Here is a 21,884-nt window from a genome sequence, read left to right as displayed (position 1 = left end):
TTACTTCCCCAGCTTCGCCTTCGCCACCAGCGCCTGGACCACTTGCAGGGTCGCTTGCTCCACGCCCTGGCGCGGCAAGCCCGGGTTGGCGCCGGCGACCATCGATGGATTGGTCAGGTAGCGTCCGCCCACGATCAGGGTGGGCGTGCTGTCGACCTGGTAGCTGGCGGCCAGGCGGGGCAGGTTTTTCAGCTTGGTCTGCACGCCAAACGACTGGTAGGCGCCTTCGAAGGCGGCCTTGTCCAGGCCATTTTTCAGCGCCCAATCGAGGTTGTCGCTGTCGCTGGCCAGGCGCTTGCGTTCCACGTGCCAGGTGTGCATGACTTGCGCGTGCAGCGCCTCTTCCTTCTTCAGCGCTTCCAGTGTCAGGAACAAATGCGCTTCCGGATCATTTGCCGGCGTGTGCGGCAAATGGATGCGGCGGAAAGACACGCTGGCGGCATTCTCCTTGACCCAGCGGGTCAGGCTAGGCTCCAGCGCGTTGCAGGCGGGGCAGTGGTACATGAAAAATTCGATCACTTCCACCTTGCCAGGCGCCGCCTGTGCCGGTTGCGGCGTGGCCAGCACCAGATAATCGGCGCCCGGCACGGGCGCTTGCGGCGAGGCGAAGGCGCCGGCGGCGGCGAAGCTGGCGCAGGCCAGGATGACTTGGTGCAAACGCATGGACGCTCCCTTTAAAAATTAACTATAAGACAATCATAATAGGACGTCAATGTTGGATGGTGTTGCTTTGATGTAATAAATGTTTATTATTCCGAATATTGGATAATATCGTTCCAATTTTTGTGTGAAAATGCAAAGGCAGGGTGGCAGGGCGAAAACGCTGTGTCATTCCATTAACATCAAAACCAGGAGTCCATCATGTTGTCTTCCCTTCGCACGCGGCTGGTACTCATTTGCGTGGCCATCGTCGTGCTGTCCATGCTGGCCTTGTCGGTCGCCAATTACGTCACCACGCGCAGCAGCATGCTGGCGTCGTCTGACCAGCAGATGCAGCAACTGCTGCAAAGCCAGTCGGCCGTGCTGGCGCAATGGGTCGATGGCAAGAAAAAGGTCATGGCGTCCATCGTCATGTCGGCCGAGACGCCTGATCCGCTGCGCGCCTTCCAGATCGCGGAAAAGGCCGGCGATTTTGCGGAAGTGTTCATCGGCTACGCGGACAAGCGCTCCGTGTTTACCCATCCGGGCCGCCCGGCCGATTTCGATCCCACCGCGCGCGCCTGGTACACGGACACCGTCAAGGCGGGCGTGCCGATGCTCACGCCGCCGTATGTGGACGCGGCCAGCCACAAGCTAGTGGTGTCGTTCACGGCGCCTGTCGGGCCGAAAGAGGCGCTGAGCGGCGTGGCCGGCGCGGACGTGCTGCTCGATACGGTGATCGCCAACGTGGTGGCGATCAAGCCGACGCCGCACAGCTTTGCCTTCCTCGTCGACCAGAGCGGCACCATCATCGCCCATGCGAACAAGGATTTGAGCCTGCAGCCGGTGGCGAAACTCGATGCGGCGCTGTCGGCCGCGCAGGTCAACCGCCTGGAAAGCACGCGCACGAGCGATGCCGTGCGCCTCGATGAGCGCGACGGCAAGCTGTATGTCACGCGCGTGGCGGGCACCGACTGGCTGCTGGCCGTGGTGCTGGACCAGCAGGAAGCCATGCAAGCGTTGCAGACGATGCTGACGACGGCCACCGTCACGGCCGCGCTGCTGACGGGGCTGGCGGCGCTGCTGCTGTCGCTGCTGGTGTTCAAAATGCTCAAGCGCCTGGAACTGGTGCGCGATGCGCTCGACGATATCGCCTCGGGCGAAGGCGACCTGACGCGCCGCCTCGACGCTTCCGGCGTGGATGAACTGGCGCAGATCGCCGGCGCCTTCAACCGCTTCATCGACAAGATCGCCGCCGTTCTCGTGAAAATCCGCACGGCCAGCGAATCGGTGAAGGTGTCGTCCTCGGAAATCGCCGCCGGCAACCAGGACCTGTCGTCGCGCACGGAACAGCAAGCCAGTTCGCTGGAAGAGACGGCCGCCTCGATGGAAGAGCTGACCAGCACGGTGAAACAGAACGCGGACAATGCGCGCCAGGCCAACCAGATGGCGCAATCGGCGTCCGGCGTGGCCAGCAAGGGCGGGCAAGTGGTGGCGCAGGTGGTCGATACCATGGCCTCGATCAACGATTCGTCGAAGAAGATCGTCGATATCATCAGCGTCATCGACGGCATCGCCTTCCAGACGAATATCCTGGCCTTGAATGCGGCCGTGGAAGCGGCGCGCGCGGGCGAGCAGGGACGGGGCTTTGCCGTGGTGGCGACGGAAGTGCGCAGCCTGGCGCAACGCTCCGCCGGCGCGGCGAAGGAAATCAAGCTGCTGATCGACGATTCGGTGGGCAAGGTCGATTCGGGCGCCCGCCTGGTCGACGAGGCGGGAGCGACGATGCAGGAAATCGTCGACAGCGTGCGCCGCGTCACCGACATCATGGGCGAGATCACGGCCGCCAGCGCCGAGCAAAGCTCCGGCATCGAGCAGGTGAACCAGGCGATTGCGCAAATGGACCAGGTGACGCAGCAGAATGCGGCCCTGGTGGAAGAGGCAGCCGCCGCGGCGGAAAGCCTGCAAGACCAGGCCAGCACCCTGGCGCAGGTGGTGGGCGTGTTCAAGCTCGATGAGGGGCAGGCGCCGGCGCCTGTCAAACCGGTGGCGCGCCCACCCGTCGTGCAGCGCATCGCCAGCCGTCCTGCCGCCAATGCGGCCGCCCGCAAGACGGAACAGTCCGAGGAGTGGGAGACTTTTTAAGTCGTGTTCAGACCCGCCGTGGCGCCAGGGTCGGCGCCATCTGCTTCGCCACCTCGAAAAAGGCGTTGGTGGCGGGCGTGTTCTGGCGCCGGTCGCGCACGGCCAGGCCCACCTTGCGGCTGACGGGCGGATTGAGCGGCAGGGCGGCCAGCTCCGGATACTGCTCGCGCAGGCGCTGCGGCAGGGCCAGTTCGGCGACGATGGACAGGCCGTCGCCGCGGCTGACCATGTCGAGGATGGTGATCACCTGGCTGATGCGGTAGGGCACGTGCGGCTGCAAGCCCGCGTTGGCGAACAGCGGTTCGATCAGGCAGGCGCAGCCCGCCTCGGACATGATGAACGGCCCCTCGCACAGCTGCGCCAGGGTGATGGCGGTTTCGCCGGCCAGCGCATGGCTGCGCGGCACCAGCGCCATCATCTGGTCTTCCACCAGCGGCGCCGTGTCGAAACGCTCGTCGGGCAGCACGACGAAGCCGACATCGACCCTGCGCTCGCGTATCCACTGCACCACCTCATGGTCGGCGCCTTCGTCGATGCGCAGGTCGATGCCCGGATAGCGCAGGCGGAATTGCGCCGTGATGGCCGGCAGCAGATTCAAGGAAGACGTCGGGCCGAAGGAGCCGATGCGCAGGCTGCCCTGGCGCTGGCCCAGCACGTCGGCCGCTTCCTGGCGCATGGCTTCCGACAGGCCGAGGATTTCGCGCGCGCGCACGAGTAGCTGGCGGCCCACGTCCGTCAGTTCGGCCGAGGCCTGGTGGCGCACGATCAGGTCCACGCCCATCTCCTTTTCCAGCGCCTTCAATGCATGCGAGACGGCCGACTGGCTGATGCCCAGCTGCGCGGCGGCGGCGGAAAAGCCGTGCAGTTCGGCCACCAGGGTAAAAATTTCCAGTTGCGTGAAGGTCATGGTGTGGTTTTGTTGAGTTATGAGTATTTACTCATTATTTCATGAGTTGATATTAGTATTAATATATACGCACACCACTCGCCGCACAAGCGGCTTTACAGGATATCCCATGTCTTCTTCCGCCGTCCCCCAGGCCCCGCTGCTCGCCGCGCAGTCGCCGCTCGTCTACATCAAACTGATTTTCGTCGCCCTGTTCTGGGGCGGCACCTTTATCGCCGGGCGCGTGCTGGCGCAGCAGATGCCGCCCATGACGGCGGCCAGCGGCCGCTTCGGCGTGGCCGTGCTGCTGCTCGTCGTGCTGGCGTGGAAGCTGGAAGGGGGCTTGCCGCGCCTGGACCGCAAGCAGCTGGCGACGACGGCGGCCCTGGGCTTGACGGGCATCTTTTTATATAACCTGTGCTTCCTGGCGGCCCTGTCGCGCATGCCGGCGGGACGCACGGCCCTGTTCGTGGCCCTGAATCCCATCGTCACGGCGCTGGCCTCGGCCATGCTGTTCCGCGAACGGCTCGGTTCCTTCAAGTGGCTCGGCATCATGCTGGCGTTTTGCGGCACGGCCATCGTCATCACGCGCGGCGATCTGGCCGGCGTGCTGCACGGCACGGGCGGCGGCATCGGCATGGGCGAAGTGTTCATGTTCTGCGGCATTTCCAGCTGGGCCGCCTACACCCTGATCGGCCGCGTGGCGCTGAAGGGCTTGTCGCCGATTGCCGCCACCACGTATGCGTCGATGTGGGGCCTGGCCTTTTTGCTGGTGGGGGCGGCCGTGGAATTCCCGACCGTGCCATGGCACAGCTTCGGCTGGCAAGTGTGGGCCGCCATCGGCTACCTGGGCGTGTTCGGCACGGTGATCGGCTTTGTCTGGTATTACGAAGGCGTGAAAGCGCTGGGACCGTCGCGCACGGCCGTGTTCAACAACCTCGTGCCCGTGTTCGGCATCGTGCTGGCGGCGGGGTTGCTGGGCGAGCCCGTGCTCGCCTCGATGCTGGTGGGCGGGGCGGTGACGATTGCCGGCGTGGTGATGACCAACCGGCAAGCGAAATAACTATTTTGCGCGGCGGCGTTTACCAGGCTTCGCCGGCGCCTTCTTGTGCCGGCTGACGGAAGCGCGCATCACCTTCGGTTCTTCGATGCCGTTTTCGGCCGCCAGCATGCGGCGGATGTTGACGGCGTCCATGGCGCGCACGGAATTGGCGCGCGCGTTGAGCAAAATCATGGTGGCGAACTTGCCGGCCGACTTGATGCGCATGATCAGGCAGCGGCCCGCTTCATTCGTGTAGCCCGTCTTCGACAGGCCGATATCCCAGCCCTTGGCGCCCACCAGGCGGTTCGTGTTGTGGTATTCCACGTCGCGCCCCTTGATCTGGATCACGTCCTTCGAATCGGTGGTGATGCGGCTGATTTCCGGGTAATGCGAGGCGGCCACGGCCATCTTGACGAGGTCCGCCGCCGTCGACTGGTTGTTCGGCGACAAGCCCGTCGGTTCCTCGATCACGGTCTGGCGCATGCCCAGGGCCTTGATCTTGGCGTTGACGGCCACGGCAAACGCCGTCGGGCCACCGGGGAAGGTGCGCGCCAGCGAGGCGGCGGCGCGGTTGTCGGACGACATCAGCGCCAGTTGCAGCACGTCGTGGCGGCTCAGCGTGGCGCCCACGGGCACGCGCGACGTGCTGTGCTTCAAGGTGTCGACATCCTCGCGGTCGATGCTGATTTCTTCCTGCATATTCGCCTTGGAGTCGAGCACGACCATGGCCGTCATGAGTTTGGTCAGCGAGGCGATGGGCACCACCACGTTGGAATTTTTTTCAAGCAAGACTTTGCCTGTGCCGTCTTCGACCACCAGGATCGACTGGGAACCGAAGGGCACGGCGATGGCCGCTGTCGAAAGCGTCATCAGCACCGCGGCGAACATTTTTTTGAGCATGGGATTGTATGTGGGAAAGCAGTTTTGGGGCGCCATCGTGGGCGCTGCGCGCAAATCCGGAAGCGGGCCGCGCAGGGACGCGGCGTGTATCTCGGAGGCAATATTTGCCAAGCTTAAACAATACCATTAAAGATCAAGCGATGTCTACGGGATAAGGGCGCCGCAGGCTGTGTAGCGGCCAATTTGGCAAATAAACGGGGCTATTCTTGCCGTAGTGAAAATTGTTGCGCGATTATTGATTTCGTCTTGGAAACTTCGTATTATTTCAGCAATATTGGCAGCCATGGTCCGGCAGGCGCCGCGCGCTTCGTCGTTGATGCCTGCCGCTTCGTGCTTCGTCGCCCCACGCTATGCCCTGCAACAGGGGCGCCGTAGACTGCGTTCATGCCTGATTGACACGACAAGGAGAACGCAGCATGTGGGAAAAATTTGCCGGATGGTATCGCTGTTACGACGATGAAACCCTCAGGGTGCTTGCGCATCCGGACACGGCGGCCCAGTTGCCGCCTGGCTGGCGGCGCTGGGTGGCGTTGCGGCTCATCACCCTGACGCCGATCGAGCGCCAGCAATTCCACGCCTTCATGCTCAAGTACCGGGGCGCCGGCTTTTACCTGGCGGCGGCCAGGCTGATGCTGCTGTTCAGCTGCATCGGCGTCGTGCTTCACCTGCTGCTGCCCGACAAGGTCGGCTGGGGCAAGGCTGTGGTGTTCAGCAATGTCCTGGGCCTGGCGATGGCCTGGGGCGTGCTGGGGGTCTGGTTCAATTACCGCAAGCTGGCGCAGCGCAAGCTCAAGGTACTGTTGCTGCTGCTGGTGCCGGCCCTGGCCGGTGTGGCGATCGGCGTGCTGCGCGCCATGCTGGAAGGCCATGCTTCCCTCGGCGTGGCGCTCGAGCGGGGCGCGCGCGTGGGCGGCTGGGCCGCGCTGACGGCCGGGCTGGTGTATATGGTGCCGATGACTATCGTTGTGCTCTGGCGTAACCGCCAGTACGAGGCGCTGGCCCTGCAGCTGCAGCAGGATGCCGAGCGCGACCGCCTGGCGCGCGAACTGAGCGAATCGCAGCTGCGCCTGCTGCGCGCGCAAATCGAACCGCATTTCCTGTTCAATACCCTGGGCGCCGTGCAGCAGCTGGCCGAGCAGGGCGCCCAAGGGGCGGCGCAGGCGGCCGCGCTGACGGCCAACCTGATCGCTTTCCTGCGCGCCAGCCTGGCCGAAATGCGCGCCGACCAGGTGCCCTTGCAAACGGAATTCGACGTGGTGCAAGCCTATCTGCAAGTGATGCAGGTACGCCTGGGCGCGCGCCTGTCTTTCCGCCTCGACTTGCCGCCCGGCCTGGCGCAGATACAAGTGCCCAGCATGATCTTGCTGACCCTGGTGGAAAACGCCATCAAGCATGGCATCGAGCCCTCGCTGCGGGGCGGCGAGATCGTCGTCTCGGCCGTGCTGGACGGGGACGGCGCCATGCGCTTGCGCGTGCAGGATAGCGGCGTGGGCCTGGGCGCCGCGAGTGCGCCTGGAGGCGGCCTGGGCCTGGAAAATGTGCGCCGCCGGCTGCAGCTGGCCGCGGCCGCTGCCTGCGTGCACGTGCAAAATGGCGAGGAAGCGGGCGTGCTCGCCGAAATCGTGTTGCCGATGGATTTGAAGGAAACCGCCGCATGAATGCCACCATCCTGATCGCCGAAGACGAACCCCTGATGCGCGAACGCCTGCAAACGATGCTGGCGCTGGCCTGGCCCGAGGCGCGCATCGTGCTGGTGGCGGAAAACGGCAACGATGCCTGGGACGGTTTCCTCGAGCATGAGCCGGACGTGGTCTTCCTCGACATCCGCATGCCGGGCCTGTCTGGCCTGGAAGTGGCCGAGCGTATCGGCACGCGGGCGCACGTGGTATTTGTCACCGCGTATGACCAGTATGCCGTCGACGCCTTCGACGCGGGCGCCGTCGATTATCTGTTGAAACCCGTGCAGGCCGAGCGCTTGCAGCGGGCGCTGGCCCGGCTGCGCGACAAGCTGGGCGCCCAGCCGGCCGACATGGCTCATCTGCTGCAGTCGCTGCGCGCGGCGCTGCCGGCGCCGCCGCGCGAAAAACTGAAATGGATCAAGGCCAGCGTGGGCAAGCAGATCCGCCTGATCGACATCGACGACGTGCTGTTCTTCCAGGCCGACACCAAGTACACGCGCGTGGTGCTGGCCGGCTCGGAAGCGCTGGTGCGCACGCCGCTGAAGGATTTGCTGGGCGGGCTGGATCCCGCGCAGTTCTGGCAAATCCACCGCGGCACCATGGTCAACGTGAAGGCCATCGAGGCGGCCGAACGCATCGACGCCGAGCGCATGCAGGTGCTGCTGCGCGGCAGCGCGGAAAAGCTGCCCGTCAGCCGCACGTTTACCTATTTGTTCAGGGATTGATATGATGGCAATGTTTTTAATCTGCCACCATATGGACTTTTCATGACAATTCTACGCCGCTGGTTCGCCGCCATCCTTCTTTCCTTGCTCTCCTGTACTGCCGCCCAGGGGGCGCAGAAGGAGGAAAAGGTCGTGTATCACGTCAATGACGCCAGCAATGCCACGGCTGCGCTGAGGAATATCCGCAACCACCTCGATGCCAGCCCCCAAGCCACCATCGTGCTGGTCGCCCACGGTCCCGGCATCGACTTCCTGCTCGACGGCGCCATCGACAAGCAGGGCACTCCGTATGACGTGGTGGTGCGCGAGCTGGTCAAGCGGGGAGTGAGCTTTCGCGTCTGCAATAACACCTTGCAAGGACGCAATATCGACCGCCAGCGCGTGCTGCCCGAAGCCGTCATCGTGCCGTCGGGCGTGGCCGAACTGAGCCGCCTGCAGGCGCAGGAAGGCTATGTGTATATCAAGCCCTGATGCACGCGCCGTTGCCAGATGGCAAGGGCGCGGCGCATGGACAGGCGATGCTTACTGGATCTTGGCGATCGACACCTCCGTCGATTTCACCAGCGCGATGACTTCGCTGCCCACTTTCAGGTCCAGGTCCTTGATCGAGCGCGAGGTGATCACCGACGTGACGATGCCGTGCGGCGTTTCCACGTCCACTTCCGACACCACGGGGCCAAAGATGATTTCCTTGATCTTGCCGCGAAACTGGTTGCGTACATTTACTTCCGAGATAGCCATGATATTTCCTTTGTACCCGTAATACGCCGTGCGGCGCGACATGGCCAGAGTACGGCGCGCGCGCGCTTTTGACCACGAATCGATGCGCATATCGATATGCGGAAATGGTGCGCGGATGCCGCCGCAAGCATATTATTCGCCTATACTCGTCCGTCTATCCACGCGGAGGTTTGCCATGCGTCCATGCTTGCTGTCGTTCCTGTTATTGCCCCTGCTGTTGCCCACCTCTGCCGCGCTGGCGCAACCGGCCGCTGCCCTGCAACCGATGGCTTTCCTGGCCGGGCATTGCTGGAAGGGAGAGTTTCCTGGTGGTAAGCAGACGGATGAGCACTGTTTCCAGTGGTTGTATGGCGGCCGGATGCTGCGCGACGTGCACACGGTGCGCAGCCCCGGCAAGCCCGATTACGTGGGCGAAACCACGTATTACCACGATGCCGCCGAAGGCAAGGTGGCCTTTCTGTATGTGGAAAACAGCGGCGGCTACAGCCGCGGCACGATGTTGCCGGCGGACGGCGGCCTCGACTTTCCTGCCACGCAATACGTGGGCGCCAGCGGCAAGGCGCTGACGTACCGCGTGCGCTGGACGCCGTCGGGCGATGCCTATGAGGCGGCCAGCGAGATGCTGGTGGACGGGCGCTGGCTGCCGCAATTCAAGCTGCTGCTGAAAAAACAGTGACGCGGCGCTGCCAATAAAAAAAACCGGGACTCGTCCCGGTTTTTTTATTGATGTAGCGCAAGCTTACTTCTGATAAATCTTGTCGAACTCGCCGCCATCGTCAAAATGTTTCTTTTGCGCTTGTTTCCAGCCGCCAAAGACGTCATCGATGGTGAACAGGGTGATCGGCTTGAAGCTGGCTGCGTATTTCTTCGCCACTGCCGCCGAACGGGGGCGCAGATAGTGCTTGGCGACCAGTTCCTGGCCCGGTTCCGAGTACAGGTATTGCAGGTAGGCCGTGGCTTCCTTGCGGATGCCGCGACGGTCGACGACCTTGTCGACGACGGCCACCGGCGACTCGGCCAGGATGGAGATGCTTGGATACACGACTTCGAAGTTGTCGCCGAATTCGGCGCGCACCAGTTGCACTTCGTTTTCAAACGTCACCAGCACGTCGCCGATTTCGCGCTGCGTGAAGGTGGTGGTGGCGCCGCGGCCGCCGCCGTCGAGCACGGGCACGTTCTTGAACAGCTTGGTAACGAGCTCGCGCGCCTGCGCTTCGCTGCCGCCTTTTTTCACGGCATAGCCCCACGCCGCCAGGTAGGTGTAGCGGCCATTGCCCGAGGTTTTCGGATTCGGCACGATGACCTTGATGCCGGGCTTGGCCAGGTCGTCCCAATCCTTGATGTGTTTCGGGTTGCCTTTGCGCACCAGGTACACCATGGTCGAGTAGAACGGCGCCGCATTGTTCGGGAATTTCTTGGCCCAGTCGGCCACCACCAGGCCGCGGTCGACGAGGATGTCGATGTCATTGGCCTGGTTCATGGTCACGACGGACGCTTCCAGGCCATCGGCGACGGAGCGCGCCTGCTTGCTGGAGCCGCCGTGCGATTGCTTGATGGTGATGGTTTCGCCCGTTTTGGCTTTCCAATCTGCAATAAATGCGGGATTCACGTCCTTGAACAGTTCGCGCATCACGTCGTAGGACGCGTTCAGCAAGACCACCGGTTCGGCGGCGCTGGCGGCCATCGGCAGGCTCATGGCGGCAGCGGAAGCGGCCAGGGCGCTGGCCAGGAACCAGCGGCGCGAGCGTTGGGTGAGCGTTGCTGCGGCAGTCGATACGGCGTTGGAATGGGTCATGTTGAACTCTTGTTGTGAGAATAGATAGACATAGTCTAAAATTCCGGCCGGAAAAGAAACGAATTTTTCGTAATATGCTTAGAGCCTATCCCAGCAGATGAATACATCCCCTGCTGGCGCCCCTCAGAAGCGGGGACTGCGTTGATCGTCGTCGCGTGGCTCGCCACGCGTCCTCCTCACGCCTTGTCCGCGCTCCTGATGCGCTGCCAGCAGAAGACGCTCCCTGCGGGGATAGGCTCTTAGATTCGATTCCCGTTTGCGCTAAAAAACATATATCGATTTCTGGAAACATTCGTGGGCAAGATGCGCATCAGCACTTAGTCTGCACGCATGGCGCCATAGGCAAAACCGGTCCGTGGCGTGCGGCAAAAAACCCGAAAGCGCCGCTTGGTGTATAGTCGAATCGCACGATACAGGGGTAAAACCGCCTGCATCGGCAACTGGAATATTTTGTGAGCGTACATGAGTCTTGAAATTCGTATTGCAACATCGACCGACGCTTTCGAGGCGTGCAACGTATTACGACGCTCCATCGTCGAATGCTGCAGCCTCGATCATCGGGACGATCCGGCCATCCTGGAAGCCTGGCTGGGTAATAAAACACCGCAGATGGTGGCGTGCTGGTTCGCGTCGCCCACCAATTTTTCGCTGGTCGCAGTCGAGGCGGGCGCCGTCGTCGGCGTCGGCTTGCTGACGCGCGCCGGCAAGCTGGCCCTGTGCTACCTGCTGCCCGAGGCGCAAGGCCGCGGCGCCGGCAAGGCGCTGGTGGAGCAGCTGGAAGCGCAGGCGCGCGAGTGGGGCATCAAGGCTTTGCAACTGCACAGCACGGCCAGCAGCCAGGCCTTTTTCGTCAAGCAGGGGTATGTCGAGGCGGGCAATGTCCGCTCGCCGTATGGCGTGGAAACGATTTTTTGCTGGAAACAGATTGACCCCGCAGGCATCGCCAGCGGCGACCCCAAGCGCAAGCGCTTTTGCAACTGCAATTCGGCCTGACGCCGGTCTTGCACCTCAGCCCGCCCATCCGGCGGCGGGCCATTTCCTCCCTTTGAATATTTCCCTTCAGTAACTGATCTGGATATACACGCCTTGTTGCGCGCTATCGTTTGCCGGCAGCAAGGTGCCGCCGGCAAACAGTTTCAGTTCGCCGGGCGCGAACGCCAGCCAATCCTCGTTTTGCGTCAATGGATGCGTGGCGATGACGGCGATGCGGTCGTCCAGGTGATTATGCTGGCGAAAGTCGATGCTGCGCTCGCAGTCGATCAGTTGCGCCACGGAAAACGGGTATTCGCGTATCACGTAGTGCAAATGCGTGGAACAGTGGGCAAATAGCAACTCGCCGTCCGACAGGATGAAATTGAAGGTGCCGTGCGCGGCGATCTCCTTGGCGACCTCGGCGATGGCGGCGCGCAAGTGGGCGCGCGCTGGTTCTCCCAGGGGAAACTGCGTGCGCAAGCGGGCCAGCAAGTGGCAAAACGCCTGTTCGCTGTCCGTGTCGCCGCTGGCCTGGTAGTGCGCATTGGCGGGTGCGCGCCACGTTTTCAAGTCGCCATTGTGGGCGAAGGACCAGGTCTTGCCCCACAGGTCGCGGGCGAACGGGTGCGTGTTTTCAGGCGCGATGCGGCCTTGCGTGGCCTTGCGGATGTGCGCGACGATGTTTTTCGCTTTCACGGGATGCTGCTGCACCCGGGCCGCCAGCGGCGAATCGATGGCTGCCAGGTGGTCCGTCAGCAAGGTGCAGCCGCTACTGGAATGATAGGCGATGCCCCAGCCGTCGCGATGCTCGTCCGTGCGTCCGCCCCGTTCGGCAAAGCCGGCAAAGGAAAATCCCAGCGCCGCTGGCTTGCTGCTGTTCATTGCGAGTAACTGGCACATGGCTGCCCTTCCTGATGGTATCGGTACCTGTCCACAGTAAAGGCCGGGGCAGGCCGCCGGAACGAATGTTTCCGACTATCGTTATGCGCTGTCCGTCATTGCGGCCATATATGCTGGGCGCATATCAAATGGCGAAACCATTCGTTCTCCTTTGGTTGGCGCTGCCTTACTCTGCACACTTTGGCGCCGCCTTCCCCATCAGGGCAGCTGGCGCAGCCCGATGAAGGAGCACGTATGCCATTTCCCGTCCTGAAAAACTACCTGGCCCGCCTGTCGCACCAAACCCAGGCCGGCACCAGCGTCTGGCTCGACGGGGAGGGCAGGGCGCTGGGGCGCTTTTTCAATTGCACCATGACCAGCGCCTTCCAGCCGCTGCGCGAACTTGAAAGCGGCAAGCTGGTGGCGTTCGAGGGCCTGGCGCGCAGCGTGTCGAAGGCGGACGAGGGCTTGTCGCTGTGGCGTTTGCTCGACCATGCGGCCAGCGACGATGAATCCGTGGAGCTGGATCGGCTGTGCCGCATGCTGCACGCCATCAATTTTTTCCGGCAGGCGGAAGCGGAGCAGGCCGACCTGTACCTGAACGTGCATGACCGCCTGTTGAGCGCCGTCAGCAGCAATCACGGCCACGCCTTCCAGCGCATCCTCGACGCGCTGGGCTTGCCCATCGAGCGCATCGTGCTGCAGTTGCCGACGGTCACGCCGAACCAGGGTTGGCTGCTCAACTATGTGGCCGACAATTACCGGCGCAATGGTTTCCGCCTGGCCATCAACGTGGCCAGCGTGCATGAGGCCACGGGCATGCTGGAGCGCCTGCACCCGCATGCGTTCAAGCTCGACGCGGGAAACGTCAGCGACGAGCAGGCCGTCGCCAGCTTCGTCACCCTGTGCCATGCGGCGAAAATCCGCGTCGTCTTCAAGCGCCTCGACACGCCGGCCGCGCTGGCTGCGCTGCAGCGCGTCGCCGCCATCACGGGCTTGCCCATCGTGGCCCAGGGTTATCTGCTCGACAAGCCATTGACGGCGCTGGCGCAGGCAAAGCAGGACGCGGCCGCCAGCGCCGCCGCGTGAGCGGTTTCCCGCTTAAGCAAGCTCAGCGGAAAATACGTGAGAAACAGGCAGAGACGATAGAAAATGAGGGTTTTTCTTCGCAGCACAATACGCTATAGTATTCCCATCGTTATATTGGACTGACTATGGCATCGCGCAGAAACTTTCTACACCATGGTATGGGCCTGGCCGCGTTGGGCCTGGTTGCCACCCCTCTCATCGGCTGCGCCTCGCGCACGGCCGCTCCCGCCTCGGCTTCGGCCAGCGCCAAGCCGCGCGCGCCGCGCACGGGCGTGCCGCCCCAGCCGACGCAACTGGCCAGCATCGACCGCTCGATCACCTCGCAGCCGCGCGCGGCCATCACCGAGATGGAACCGCCTCCCGACATCTTCGACGCGCAGGCGCTGGACCTGGAATTCTGGCTCAAGCCCCGCACCCTGGAAGTGGTGCGCCCGGCCAGCAATGAAAAAGCCAGGTTGCTGTACTGGAAAGATGGCGAAGTCATCGATTCCGCCTACCAGGAACTGTGCCACTTGCTGCGCGACGTGAACGGCAAGAAGACGGCGCCCATCGACCCGAAACTGCTGGAAACCCTGTGGGGCACGCAGGCGTTCGTGGCCCGCTACGGCATCGAGCAGCCGCTGGAAATCTTGTCGGGCTACCGCACGGCCGAGTCGAACAGCCGCCTGCGCGAAGCGGGCGTGCCGGCTGCGCGCCAGTCGCTGCACATCTCGGGCCGCGCCGCCGACATCCGCGTGGCGAATTTGAACGCTGAAGTGCTCGGTTCGCTCGTGCGCAGCTTCAAGCAGGGCGGCGTGGGCTTCTATTACCGCTCCGGCCCCCGTGGCGGCTGGATCCATGCGGATACGGGCCTGCAGCGCACCTGGAAGGGTTAAGCGTTAGCACTGAGCGCTAGTCACGCTAGTCATAGTGATACGGCGGTTCCGGCACGCTGTCGTTGCCGGCGCGCCGCCATGCGTCGAAATTCACGGGGCGTTCCCAGTAAATGCGCCAGCCCAGGCGCTGGCTGGCTTGCGCCTCGGGATGCTCGCGCAGATAGCCGTCGATGAAGCGCGTGAATTCCGAGACATAGCCGCCGCGGCGGTAGGGAAGTGGACGAGTCATGGCTCCTCCTGCTGTTGACATTTCTTTCATTCTATCGCCAGCGGCGGAAAAGCGCCGCCCGTTTCCAGCTTCCCATGAAACTCTCCAGCCATAACATCGAACTGTTCCTGGCCGTCGTCGACGGCGGCTCGTTCTCGGCCGCCGCACGCGCCTTGCGGCGGGCGCCGTCGGCCGTCAGCATGGCGATGGCCAATATCGAGGCGGAACTGGGCATCACCCTGTTCGACCGGGGCGCGCGCGAAGCCGTGCCCACGCCGGCCGCGCTGGCCCTGCTTCCCCACGCGCGCCTGATCGCCGAGCAGTTGAAGCAGTTGCACCTGCACGTGCAGGAATTGTCGCAGGGGCTGGAAAGCCGCATTTCGCTGGGCATCGCGGCCGAGCTTGACCATACGCCTTTCCTGGCCGCCGTGCGCGCGCTGTCGCAGCGCCATCCGCTGCTCGACATCGAAGTGCTGACGGCGCCGCAGGACGATGTGCTCGACATGCTGCACCGGGGCCGCATCAGCGCCTGCATGGCTTTCGCAGGCGGGCGCATCAATCACGAAGAACAGTTCCAGCTGGTGGGCAGCGATGCCTTGCTGGCGATTATTTCCACCCAGCATCCGCCCAGCGCGGCGGGCCAGCCCTTGTATATCGAGGAATTGGTGAATTTGCGCCAGATCATCGTCGCCAGCCGCGAACTCGACCTGGCCGATGCGCGCCCCGTGGTGGGGCTGTCCTATTGGCGCACGGACAGCTTGCCGATGGCGCTGGCCATGGTGGAAGCGGGCTTGGGATGGGGCAACTTTGCCGCCTCGGCCATCCAGCATTCTCTGGCGGCGGGGCGGGTACGCTGCGTGGCGTTCAAGAATACGGGCAATGGCCTGGTCGTGCCCATCCACCTGGTGTGGATGAAGGACCGGCCGCTGGGCATGGCGGCGCGGTCCTTTCTTCAGTTGCTCAGCGAAGCAGCCTGAACGTCAGTGGCTTCTTCCTTCGGCTGCTGCGCCGACAGGGGCACGCCGAACAGGCCGTCGAAGAAGTAATTGAAAATGAAGCTGTAGCACGGGATGATCAGCATCAGCGCGAAGTCCAGCACGAACGCTTGCCACAGGCTGATATCGAGCCACCAGGCGATCAGCGGGATCAGGTAGATGACCAGGGTGATCTGGAAGCCGATCGCGTGCAGGATGCGGCGCCAGACGGTGCGCGTGCGCGACACCTGGCGGATTTCCCAGTATTCGAAGGCCGTGTTGTAGAGCAGGTTCCAGATCACGGCGATGGTGGTGATCATGATCGCCAGCGGCCCCGTGCTGGTGGGCGACTCGCCCGAAAGCAGGGTCAGCCAGGCCGTGGAAATGGCCATGCCGATGATTTCAAAGGCGGTGACGTAGACGATTTTGCGTTTGATGCCTTGCATGTAAAGCCTGTAAAGAAGAGATGGCGCATATTTTAAGTCAGGTGTGCTGATGTTTGAAGTCGATAGCTGTCAGTTTTTCTGATGGATTCGTTGTGGGAATACCGTGCGTGCCGCGAACGGTGGATAATGGCGGCTGGCAGGCAACCGGTCCCGCCGCATCACCGCAGAAAAGGTCAACGAGCATGCAAGGCGCAGCAGACAGCAACATCCCCGATACCCCCGCCGATACCCCCGCCGGCGCGGACGAACGTCCCCGTTTCCGTCCCCGTCCGTGGGAGCACCTGGAAACGCCGTACGACGTGGAAGTGTGGATCGAAGAACATAACCGCAGCATGCAGGACAATATCCGCGCCACGGAAACGGGCGTGGGCATCTGCTTTACCCTGGCCGAAGGGGGCGATATCTATATGCAGACGAGCGCCGACGGCGCCGTCGTGCTCGACGTGACGCCGGACGCGGCCTGGGTCTCTCCCCTGATCAGCGCGGCCACGGGTTGCGAGACGCCGGATGGGTCGCTGTGGATCTTGCCTGACGATAAGTTGATCCAGCTGATCGTGGGGCTGTCGAGCCTGGTGGCCAGCACCTTGCTGGTGGTGGGGCATGATTTCGGCTTGCGCCGGCGCGGCATGGGCCGCTGAGCCGTTCGCGCCGCGGGGGCCGGGCGGCCATGCCGCATGCCCCATGTTCCATGCCTCTTGTCCCGCTCCCGTTTGCGCTGTATCATGCGGGCGTTGCAAAATATGCCATGCCCGCGCCTGGCATGCCCTCCGCCTACATTCGATGAAAAGCCTGTAATGCACAAAGACAAGCTGGACCTTCGCGACATCAGCCTGGTGTGCGTGGAAACGCGTTATCCCGAGCTGGCCAGTTTTGCCATCGAGCGCTGCCTGGCCGGCGCCGATTTCAAGGAATGCCTGCTGTTCACTTCCCGCCTGCATGACTTGCCCCCGCATATACGCCAGGTGCTGATCGCCCCCATCGAGAGCGTGGAAGCGTATTCGGCATTCATGGTGCATGAGCTGGGCGCCCATTTCAGCGGCACGCATGCGCTCGTCATGCAGTGGGACAGTTTCATCGTTGATGCGCGTCAATGGCAGAGCGCTTTCCTCGACTGCGATTATATCGGCGCACCGTGGTCGCATCGTCCGGTGGCCGTCGGCAATGGCGGCTTCTCGCTGCGTTCGCGGCGCCTGTATGACATCTTGCCGCAGCTGGCCATCACGCAACCCCATCCTGAGGATTATGCGATCTGCGAATTGCATGGCGACCGGCTGCGCGAGGAGTTCGGCGTGCGTTTCGCCGATGCGGGCCTAGCCTCCAGCTTTGCCTTCGAAGGCATCATGCCGGCCGGTCCCACGTTCGGTTTCCATGGTTTTTTCAACTTTGGCGAAGTGCTGGACGACACGGAACTGACCGATTACCTGCGCAAGTGCGACGATGCCATAATGCATGCGCCAACCGCGCGCGGGCTGATCAAGCAGCTGTATCGCTCCGGCCGCTACCGGATGGCGGCCCGGATATTGCGCCGGCGCATCAACGGCGGCGCGGCGCTATTCGGCGATGCCTGCCTGCTTGCCTTGCGTACAGGCATGCACGCGCTCACGCACGCCCGCTCGCGCCCAGCGTTGCCGCGCGCCTAGCCGTCCTGGCGGCCGCTGCGCCGGCTGCCGCCATGCATCGCTCGACACTGAGCCTTGCGCATGCTAGTCTCGGGACAGCATCCGCCTGATCGTCTGGGCGGTGGTGCAAAGGATAGCCATGGACAATACACCGCATGCGGTTTCAGCTCCTGATTCCTCCCTGCATGGCCAGGACCCCGTGCCGTGGCCGGCCACTCCCTTGCTTGACGATGGCGTCTTCAGCCCTGAACGGGTGAAGGCCGAGCGCGAGCAAGCCTATTTCAACGATTTATACCTGCTGGCGCCCGTCGCCTATTTCGTGCTCGGCCTCGATGGCGTGATCGTGCAAGTCAACCTGGTGGCGGCCGAATTGTTCGGCCTGGTGCGCGAGCGCCTTGGCCACGTGCTGTTCCGTTCGTATGTGCACGAGGCGTTCCGCCACGATTTCGAGCAATTCGTGCAGCGCGTGCTCAATAGCAGCGAGCCCGAACGTATCCAGCTGCAGGTGCGGCGGCGTCCCGGCGCGCGCGAGGCTGGCTTGCCCGTCAGCTTGCTGGGCAGCGCCGATCCCAACGGCCAGGCGCTGCGCCTGGTGCTGGAGCAGGCCGAAGGCAAGCTGGCCGCGCTGGAACGCAGCGAAGAGCGTTTCCGGCGCATCGTGCACAGCGCCGAGGAGGGCATCTGGGAAATCGATGCGCAGGCGCTGACCAGCTTTGTCAATCCGAAGATGGCGCAGATGCTCGGTTGCCAGATCGAGGATATGCTGGGCCAGCCGCTGGCCGCCTTCATGGATGACGAGGGGCGCGCCATCCTGGAGCGTAACATTGCGCGGCGCCAGGATGGCATCGTCGAGCGCCACGAATTCAAGTTCCTGCGGCGTGACGGCAGCACCTTGTGGGCCACCCTGGCCACCAATCCCATCTTCGACTCCGGCGGCGCCTACCTGGGGGCGCTGGCGCTGGTCAGCGATATCACGGTGCAGCGCACGGCGTCCGAGCGCCTCTGGCGGCAAGCCAATTTCGACCCCTTGACGGGCTTGCCGAACCGCCACCTGTTGCTCGACCGCTTGCAGCACGAGGTGCGCCACGCCAGCCGCGAAGGCGGTTGCCTGGCCTTGCTGTTCATCGACCTCGATCATTTCAAGCTGGTGAATGACCGCCTGGGCCAGGAGAAGGGCGACATGCTGCTGCGCCAGGCGGCGCTGCGCATCTGCGAGCGGGTGCGCGCCAGCGATACGGTCGCGCGCCTGGGCGGCGACGAATTCGCCGTCATCCTGGCCGGCGTGCGGCAGCTGGGCGGCATCGAGCGCGTGCTGCAGGAGTTGACGACGGCGCTGGCCCTGCCTTTCGTGCTCGACGGCGACACGGGGCACGTGTCGGCCAGCGTGGGCGTGGCGCTGTACCCGGCCGACGGGGAGGCGACGGACAGCTTGCTGCGGCATGCCGACCAGGCCATGTATGCGGCCAAGAGCGCGGGGCGCAACGGCTACAGCTATTTCACGCCGGCCTTGCAGCAGGCGGCCGACCTGCGCCGCGCGACGGTGCGCGAGATGCGCCTGGCGCTGGCGCAGGACCAGTTCGAAGTGCATTACCAGCCCATCATCCGCCTGTGCGATGGCAGTATCGAGCGGGCCGAGGCGCTGCTGCGCTGGCGCCATCCGCTGCGCGGCTTGCTGCTGCCCGCCGATTTCATCGCCTTCGCCGAGGCCAACGGCCTGATCATCGATATTGGCGAGTGGGTCTTCCGCCAGGTCGTAAGCCAGGCGCGGCAGTGGCAAACGGCGCATGGCGCCGTGTTTCAGATCTGTATCAACAAGTCGGCCGTGGAATTTCGCTGCGATGCCGCGCTCTACCAGGACTGGGGCAATGCGCTGGCGCGGGCGGGCCTGGCGCCGGGCGCCATCGTCATCGAGGCACCGGAAGCGGTGCTGCTCGACGAGGCGCGCCCGGTGGCCGACCGTCTGCGCCAGTTCCGCGCCATGGGCCTGGCGCTGGCGCTCGACGACTTTGGCGCCGGCAACACCTCGCTGGCTTGCCTGAAGCGGGGCGATCTCGAGGTACTCAAGCTCGACCCTTCGCTGGTGCGGGAACTGGGGGCGGGAGGCGCGGCGCTGGCCGTCTGCGCGGCCATCATCAGCCTGGCGCAGGGGCTGGGTCTGAAAGTGGTGGCGGAAGGCGTGGAAACGGCCGCGCAGCGTGACTTGCTGCGGGCCGCCGGTTGCGATTATGCGCAGGGTTATGTATTTTCAGGCGCGGTGCCTGTGGAGCAGCTGAGTGCAATGCTGGCCGCGGGCCGGCGCTTCTAATCCAGGCCCAGCAGCGCGACGACGCGTTCGCGGCTGATGCCGACCAGTGCGGAGCTGATCGCCAGCAGCGATTCATAGCCGGGCTGGCGGGCCTTTTCCATGAAGTTTTCCGCCAAGGTATCCATGCTGACGTGCACTTGTACCGGTTGCGCGCGGGCCACCCGTCCCGTGGCTTGCGCCAGGGCCAGGCTGACGGAGCTGCGCGCCGCCTGCAACTGCGCCAGCGCCTGCACCACTTGCTGCAAGGTGGCGCGCAGGGCTTCCGTGTCGCCGGTATTCCATTCTTCCGGGGCGATGGCGGCCGGTTCCGCATCCGTGCGCACGCGGCTCATCTGGCCGGTCGGGTAGCGGATGCCGCTGCCGCGCACGGACAGGCTGTCGCGCACGTTGGCCCAGGCCGCTTCCGAGGTGCTGAACACCAGTTCGCCGTTCTCGCCCAGCTTGACGCCGATGCCGGACGGCATCAGTGCGCGGTCGAAGCGGGAAACGATTTCGCTCTGGCTCAAGCCAGGTTCGATGTTGACCGAGCGCAAGGCCTGGTTCGCGCCGCCGACGGAAAAGGCCAGCACTTCCTGCGGGCCTTCCTGCAGGCTGGCCATGGTCAGGCCGCGGATGCTGAAGTTCTGTTGCGCCGCCTGCGGGCTCGTATAGCTGAGCTGTGCGTCGAGCGTGCCGCCCGAGGCGCTGGCGCGCTGGCGCCAGGTATTGCTGAACTGGCGTACCCTGGCCTCGACTTGTCCTTCGCGGCCCTGGCGCGCGGCCAGCTTGGCCGCCAGTTCGCTCTTCAGCGCTTGCAACTGGCTGCTGCTGCGGTCCAGGTAGTCGAGGGTTTGTTGCGCGTTAGAAATTTCTCCCTGCAGCTGGTGATCCCAGTTGCTCAGGCCACGCTGCAGGCTCGCCGTCGAACTCCTCGCCGCCGGCGCCTCGCTGCGCGCGCTGGCGCCGCTTTTGACCGCGGCGGACGCGTCATCGACGACGCGGGCTGTGCCGGCGCCTTTGGCATTGACGCCGGACGAGGAGGAAGTCTGAACGATTTGCATGATGGTCAGAGAAGATCAAACAGGGAAAGGGTGCCAACCTTGGCGTACGCCTTGTATGTTGCCTGCAGGGCCGTCTGGTAGCCGTTCAGCTCGATGGCGGCCGCGCCCATGTCGGTCTTCTTCAAGTCGGACAAGGCCATGTCATTCGACAACGAGACGTTGGCCAGGTTGCCGGAGAGCGTGGTCAGGATGTTTTGCGCGCCGCCAAAGATGGCGATCTTGCCAGAGAGTAAATCCATGCCGTCATCGGTGCCATCGAGCGCCGCGCCAACCACGCTGCGCACGGCCGGGTCGTTCGGGCTGACGCCAGGCTTGCCCAGCGTATCGATGGCCTGGTCGATCTTGTTCAGCCACACTTCCAGCTTGTCCACGTCGACGTTGGCCGCCTGCGTCACGCCATTGCCCACCACCACGGTCTGCGTGGCGGTGTTGCCGTTATACGTGTAGCGCGAACCGGGGGCTGCAGCGGGATTGAACGCGATGGCCGGCTTGTCGGTATCCGTGCCGGAAAACATGTAGCGGCCTTCCTGGTCCTTCAGGTTGGCCGTGTACAGCACGCTGTCGCGCATGGCGATCAGCGATTGCGTCATCGCATTCAGGTCGTCCGGCGCATTGCCGCCGTCGGCGGCCCATACCAGCAGGTCGCGCGCCTGGCCCATGTCGGTGACCATGCTGGTCAGATAGTTTTCGTTTTTCAGCAGGCGCACTTTCACCGTGGCGATATTGTCCTGGTATTGCGTGACCATGGCTTGCTCGCGCGTCAGGCGCGAAATGCGCACGTTGCCGATCGGATCGTCCGATGGCAGCTGGATGCGCAAGCCCGAGGCCATCTGCTGGGTCAGGTAATTGATGCGCTCTTGATTTTGCTGAAGAGAAATATTAATCAGTGATTGGTACTGGCTGCTGGCGACACGCATGATCTTCT

Annotated in this window: 23 protein-coding genes; 13 read left to right on the top strand and 10 right to left on the bottom strand. The window is 63.7% G+C overall.

The genetic code is table 11. The features are described from left to right. Positions 1-663 carry a thiol:disulfide interchange protein DsbA/DsbL gene (locus tag CLU94_RS02190; RefSeq protein ID WP_099664413.1) on the bottom strand — a complete coding sequence of 221 codons (663 nt, stop codon included), beginning with the start codon at positions 661-663 and terminating at the stop codon, positions 1-3. Between the two features lie 198 nt (positions 664-861). Between CLU94_RS02190 and CLU94_RS02185 the strand changes: the two genes are divergently transcribed. Then, the gene (locus CLU94_RS02185) at positions 862-2,784 is read left to right on the top strand and encodes a methyl-accepting chemotaxis protein (protein WP_099664412.1); all 1,923 of its coding nucleotides are present in this window, start codon (positions 862-864) and stop codon (positions 2,782-2,784) included. A gap of 7 nt (positions 2,785-2,791) precedes the next feature. Here the strand turns inward: CLU94_RS02185 and CLU94_RS02180 are convergent, their stop codons facing one another. After that, positions 2,792-3,691 carry a LysR family transcriptional regulator gene (locus CLU94_RS02180; RefSeq protein WP_099664411.1) on the bottom strand — a complete coding sequence of 300 codons (900 nt, stop codon included), beginning with the start codon at positions 3,689-3,691 and terminating at the stop codon, positions 2,792-2,794. Positions 3,692-3,800: 109 nt separating this feature from the next. On the opposite strand from CLU94_RS02180, the gene CLU94_RS02175 reads away from it, so the two are divergent. Continuing rightward, complete coding sequence (locus CLU94_RS02175; RefSeq protein ID WP_099664410.1) at positions 3,801-4,733, top strand: DMT family transporter; 933 nt, start codon at positions 3,801-3,803, stop codon at positions 4,731-4,733. Here the strand turns inward: CLU94_RS02175 and CLU94_RS02170 are convergent, their stop codons facing one another. Then, positions 4,734-5,612 (bottom strand): serine hydrolase, encoded by an 879-nt coding sequence (locus CLU94_RS02170; RefSeq protein ID WP_099668125.1) that lies wholly within the window; start codon positions 5,610-5,612, stop codon positions 4,734-4,736. It abuts the gene before it with no gap. A 416-nt stretch (positions 5,613-6,028) separates the two neighbouring features. On the opposite strand from CLU94_RS02170, the gene CLU94_RS02165 reads away from it, so the two are divergent. Genes CLU94_RS02165 through CLU94_RS02155 form a run of 3 tightly spaced genes read left to right on the top strand, consistent with a single transcriptional unit; the run spans position 6,029 to position 8,487 of the window. Further along, positions 6,029-7,270, top strand: coding sequence for a sensor histidine kinase (locus CLU94_RS02165; RefSeq protein WP_099664409.1), 1,242 nt, complete (start codon positions 6,029-6,031; stop codon positions 7,268-7,270). Continuing rightward, entirely contained in the window at positions 7,267-8,016 is a 750-nt protein-coding gene (locus CLU94_RS02160; RefSeq protein WP_099664408.1) for a LytR/AlgR family response regulator transcription factor, read from the top strand. The genes CLU94_RS02165 and CLU94_RS02160 overlap by 4 nt, the downstream gene beginning before the upstream one ends. 42 nt (positions 8,017-8,058) lie before the next feature. Beyond that, the gene (locus CLU94_RS02155; protein WP_099664407.1) at positions 8,059-8,487 is read left to right on the top strand and encodes a DsrE family protein; all 429 of its coding nucleotides are present in this window, start codon (positions 8,059-8,061) and stop codon (positions 8,485-8,487) included. Between the two features lie 51 nt (positions 8,488-8,538). On the opposite strand, the gene CLU94_RS02150 is transcribed toward CLU94_RS02155, so the two are convergent. Continuing rightward, positions 8,539-8,757 carry a TOBE domain-containing protein gene (locus CLU94_RS02150; protein WP_034757699.1) on the bottom strand — a complete coding sequence of 73 codons (219 nt, stop codon included), beginning with the start codon at positions 8,755-8,757 and terminating at the stop codon, positions 8,539-8,541. Between the two features lie 175 nt (positions 8,758-8,932). On the opposite strand from CLU94_RS02150, the gene CLU94_RS02145 reads away from it, so the two are divergent. Then, positions 8,933-9,433 (top strand): hypothetical protein, encoded by a 501-nt coding sequence (locus CLU94_RS02145; protein ID WP_099664406.1) that lies wholly within the window; start codon positions 8,933-8,935, stop codon positions 9,431-9,433. A gap of 63 nt (positions 9,434-9,496) precedes the next feature. Here the strand turns inward: CLU94_RS02145 and CLU94_RS02140 are convergent, their stop codons facing one another. After that, the gene (locus CLU94_RS02140; RefSeq protein ID WP_099664405.1) at positions 9,497-10,552 is read right to left on the bottom strand and encodes a sulfate ABC transporter substrate-binding protein; all 1,056 of its coding nucleotides are present in this window, start codon (positions 10,550-10,552) and stop codon (positions 9,497-9,499) included. A gap of 462 nt (positions 10,553-11,014) precedes the next feature. On the opposite strand from CLU94_RS02140, the gene CLU94_RS02135 reads away from it, so the two are divergent. Beyond that, positions 11,015-11,545, top strand: a complete 531-nt coding sequence (locus tag CLU94_RS02135; RefSeq protein WP_099402317.1) for a GNAT family N-acetyltransferase — start codon at positions 11,015-11,017, stop codon at positions 11,543-11,545. Positions 11,546-11,611: 66 nt separating this feature from the next. Here CLU94_RS02135 and CLU94_RS02130 read toward each other — a convergent pair whose 3' ends face one another. Next, positions 11,612-12,424 (bottom strand): class II glutamine amidotransferase, encoded by an 813-nt coding sequence (locus tag CLU94_RS02130; RefSeq protein WP_099664404.1) that lies wholly within the window; start codon positions 12,422-12,424, stop codon positions 11,612-11,614. A 234-nt stretch (positions 12,425-12,658) separates the two neighbouring features. Between CLU94_RS02130 and CLU94_RS02125 the strand changes: the two genes are divergently transcribed. Together CLU94_RS02125 and CLU94_RS02120 are read left to right on the top strand one after the other, a co-directional pair. Then, a complete protein-coding gene (locus tag CLU94_RS02125) occupies positions 12,659-13,492 on the top strand; it encodes an EAL domain-containing protein (RefSeq protein WP_099664403.1) in 834 nt (277 codons plus the stop codon). 125 nt (positions 13,493-13,617) lie between these two features. Then, positions 13,618-14,367: a YcbK family protein gene (locus CLU94_RS02120; protein WP_369811599.1), complete on the top strand. Its 750-nt coding sequence runs from the start codon at positions 13,618-13,620 to the stop codon at positions 14,365-14,367. 25 nt (positions 14,368-14,392) lie between these two features. On the opposite strand, the gene CLU94_RS02115 is transcribed toward CLU94_RS02120, so the two are convergent. After that, positions 14,393-14,596 carry a DUF3460 family protein gene (locus CLU94_RS02115; protein ID WP_099664401.1) on the bottom strand — a complete coding sequence of 68 codons (204 nt, stop codon included), beginning with the start codon at positions 14,594-14,596 and terminating at the stop codon, positions 14,393-14,395. A gap of 74 nt (positions 14,597-14,670) precedes the next feature. Here CLU94_RS02115 and CLU94_RS02110 point away from each other — a divergent pair, with 74 nt between their 5' ends. Continuing rightward, complete coding sequence (locus CLU94_RS02110) at positions 14,671-15,552, top strand: LysR family transcriptional regulator (RefSeq protein WP_099664400.1); 882 nt, start codon at positions 14,671-14,673, stop codon at positions 15,550-15,552. On the opposite strand, the gene CLU94_RS02105 is transcribed toward CLU94_RS02110, so the two are convergent. Further along, positions 15,528-15,995 carry a PACE efflux transporter gene (locus CLU94_RS02105; protein ID WP_099664399.1) on the bottom strand — a complete coding sequence of 156 codons (468 nt, stop codon included), beginning with the start codon at positions 15,993-15,995 and terminating at the stop codon, positions 15,528-15,530. The genes CLU94_RS02110 and CLU94_RS02105 overlap by 25 nt on opposite strands. Before the next feature lie 182 nt (positions 15,996-16,177). Between CLU94_RS02105 and CLU94_RS02100 the strand changes: the two genes are divergently transcribed. The 3 genes from CLU94_RS02100 (at position 16,178) to CLU94_RS02090 (ending at position 19,919) form a co-directional block, all read left to right on the top strand. Then, the gene (locus CLU94_RS02100) at positions 16,178-16,633 is read left to right on the top strand and encodes a hypothetical protein (RefSeq protein ID WP_099664398.1); all 456 of its coding nucleotides are present in this window, start codon (positions 16,178-16,180) and stop codon (positions 16,631-16,633) included. A gap of 156 nt (positions 16,634-16,789) precedes the next feature. Next, positions 16,790-17,635, top strand: a complete 846-nt coding sequence (locus tag CLU94_RS02095; RefSeq protein WP_099664397.1) for a DUF5672 family protein — start codon at positions 16,790-16,792, stop codon at positions 17,633-17,635. A 118-nt stretch (positions 17,636-17,753) separates the two neighbouring features. After that, positions 17,754-19,919 carry a putative bifunctional diguanylate cyclase/phosphodiesterase gene (locus CLU94_RS02090; RefSeq protein WP_180278557.1) on the top strand — a complete coding sequence of 722 codons (2,166 nt, stop codon included), beginning with the start codon at positions 17,754-17,756 and terminating at the stop codon, positions 19,917-19,919. On the opposite strand, the gene CLU94_RS02085 is transcribed toward CLU94_RS02090, so the two are convergent. Then, positions 19,916-20,959: a hypothetical protein gene (locus CLU94_RS02085; protein ID WP_251349175.1), complete on the bottom strand. Its 1,044-nt coding sequence runs from the start codon at positions 20,957-20,959 to the stop codon at positions 19,916-19,918. The genes CLU94_RS02090 and CLU94_RS02085 overlap by 4 nt on opposite strands. A 5-nt stretch (positions 20,960-20,964) precedes the next feature. Next, positions 20,965-21,876, bottom strand: a complete 912-nt coding sequence (gene flgL / locus CLU94_RS02080) for a flagellar hook-associated protein FlgL (protein ID WP_099664395.1) — start codon at positions 21,874-21,876, stop codon at positions 20,965-20,967. Positions 21,877-21,884: the final 8 nt, after the last annotated feature.

Source organism: Janthinobacterium sp. 13, assembly GCF_002749695.1.
Classification (GTDB): Bacteria; Pseudomonadota; Gammaproteobacteria; order Burkholderiales; family Burkholderiaceae_D; genus Janthinobacterium; species Janthinobacterium kumbetense.
Note: the sequence above shows the minus strand (reverse complement) of the source record. Positions and strands in the feature narration are given on the sequence as shown.

Coding starts and splice junctions, on each gene's coding strand:
- CLU94_RS02090 (WP_180278557.1), top strand. CDS start 17,754: ATGGACAATACACCGCATGCGGTTTCAGCTCCTGATTCCTCCCTGCAT.
- CLU94_RS02105 (WP_099664399.1), bottom strand. CDS start 15,995: ATGCAAGGCATCAAACGCAAAATCGTCTACGTCACCGCCTTTGAAATC.
- CLU94_RS02155 (WP_099664407.1), top strand. CDS start 8,059: ATGACAATTCTACGCCGCTGGTTCGCCGCCATCCTTCTTTCCTTGCTC.
- CLU94_RS02180 (WP_099664411.1), bottom strand. CDS start 3,691: ATGACCTTCACGCAACTGGAAATTTTTACCCTGGTGGCCGAACTGCAC.
- CLU94_RS02130 (WP_099664404.1), bottom strand. CDS start 12,424: ATGTGCCAGTTACTCGCAATGAACAGCAGCAAGCCAGCGGCGCTGGGA.
- CLU94_RS02165 (WP_099664409.1), top strand. CDS start 6,029: ATGTGGGAAAAATTTGCCGGATGGTATCGCTGTTACGACGATGAAACC.
- CLU94_RS02175 (WP_099664410.1), top strand. CDS start 3,801: ATGTCTTCTTCCGCCGTCCCCCAGGCCCCGCTGCTCGCCGCGCAGTCG.
- CLU94_RS02160 (WP_099664408.1), top strand. CDS start 7,267: ATGAATGCCACCATCCTGATCGCCGAAGACGAACCCCTGATGCGCGAA.
- CLU94_RS02110 (WP_099664400.1), top strand. CDS start 14,671: ATGAAACTCTCCAGCCATAACATCGAACTGTTCCTGGCCGTCGTCGAC.
- CLU94_RS02100 (WP_099664398.1), top strand. CDS start 16,178: ATGCAAGGCGCAGCAGACAGCAACATCCCCGATACCCCCGCCGATACC.
- CLU94_RS02150 (WP_034757699.1), bottom strand. CDS start 8,757: ATGGCTATCTCGGAAGTAAATGTACGCAACCAGTTTCGCGGCAAGATC.
- CLU94_RS02120 (WP_369811599.1), top strand. CDS start 13,618: ATGGCATCGCGCAGAAACTTTCTACACCATGGTATGGGCCTGGCCGCG.
- CLU94_RS02125 (WP_099664403.1), top strand. CDS start 12,659: ATGCCATTTCCCGTCCTGAAAAACTACCTGGCCCGCCTGTCGCACCAA.
- flgL (WP_099664395.1), bottom strand. CDS start 21,876: ATGCGTGTCGCCAGCAGCCAGTACCAATCACTGATTAATATTTCTCTT.
- CLU94_RS02185 (WP_099664412.1), top strand. CDS start 862: ATGTTGTCTTCCCTTCGCACGCGGCTGGTACTCATTTGCGTGGCCATC.
- CLU94_RS02135 (WP_099402317.1), top strand. CDS start 11,015: ATGAGTCTTGAAATTCGTATTGCAACATCGACCGACGCTTTCGAGGCG.
- CLU94_RS02085 (WP_251349175.1), bottom strand. CDS start 20,959: ATGCAAATCGTTCAGACTTCCTCCTCGTCCGGCGTCAATGCCAAAGGC.
- CLU94_RS02145 (WP_099664406.1), top strand. CDS start 8,933: ATGCGTCCATGCTTGCTGTCGTTCCTGTTATTGCCCCTGCTGTTGCCC.
- CLU94_RS02190 (WP_099664413.1), bottom strand. CDS start 663: ATGCGTTTGCACCAAGTCATCCTGGCCTGCGCCAGCTTCGCCGCCGCC.
- CLU94_RS02170 (WP_099668125.1), bottom strand. CDS start 5,612: ATGCTCAAAAAAATGTTCGCCGCGGTGCTGATGACGCTTTCGACAGCG.
- CLU94_RS02115 (WP_099664401.1), bottom strand. CDS start 14,596: ATGACTCGTCCACTTCCCTACCGCCGCGGCGGCTATGTCTCGGAATTC.
- CLU94_RS02140 (WP_099664405.1), bottom strand. CDS start 10,552: ATGACCCATTCCAACGCCGTATCGACTGCCGCAGCAACGCTCACCCAA.
- CLU94_RS02095 (WP_099664397.1), top strand. CDS start 16,790: ATGCACAAAGACAAGCTGGACCTTCGCGACATCAGCCTGGTGTGCGTG.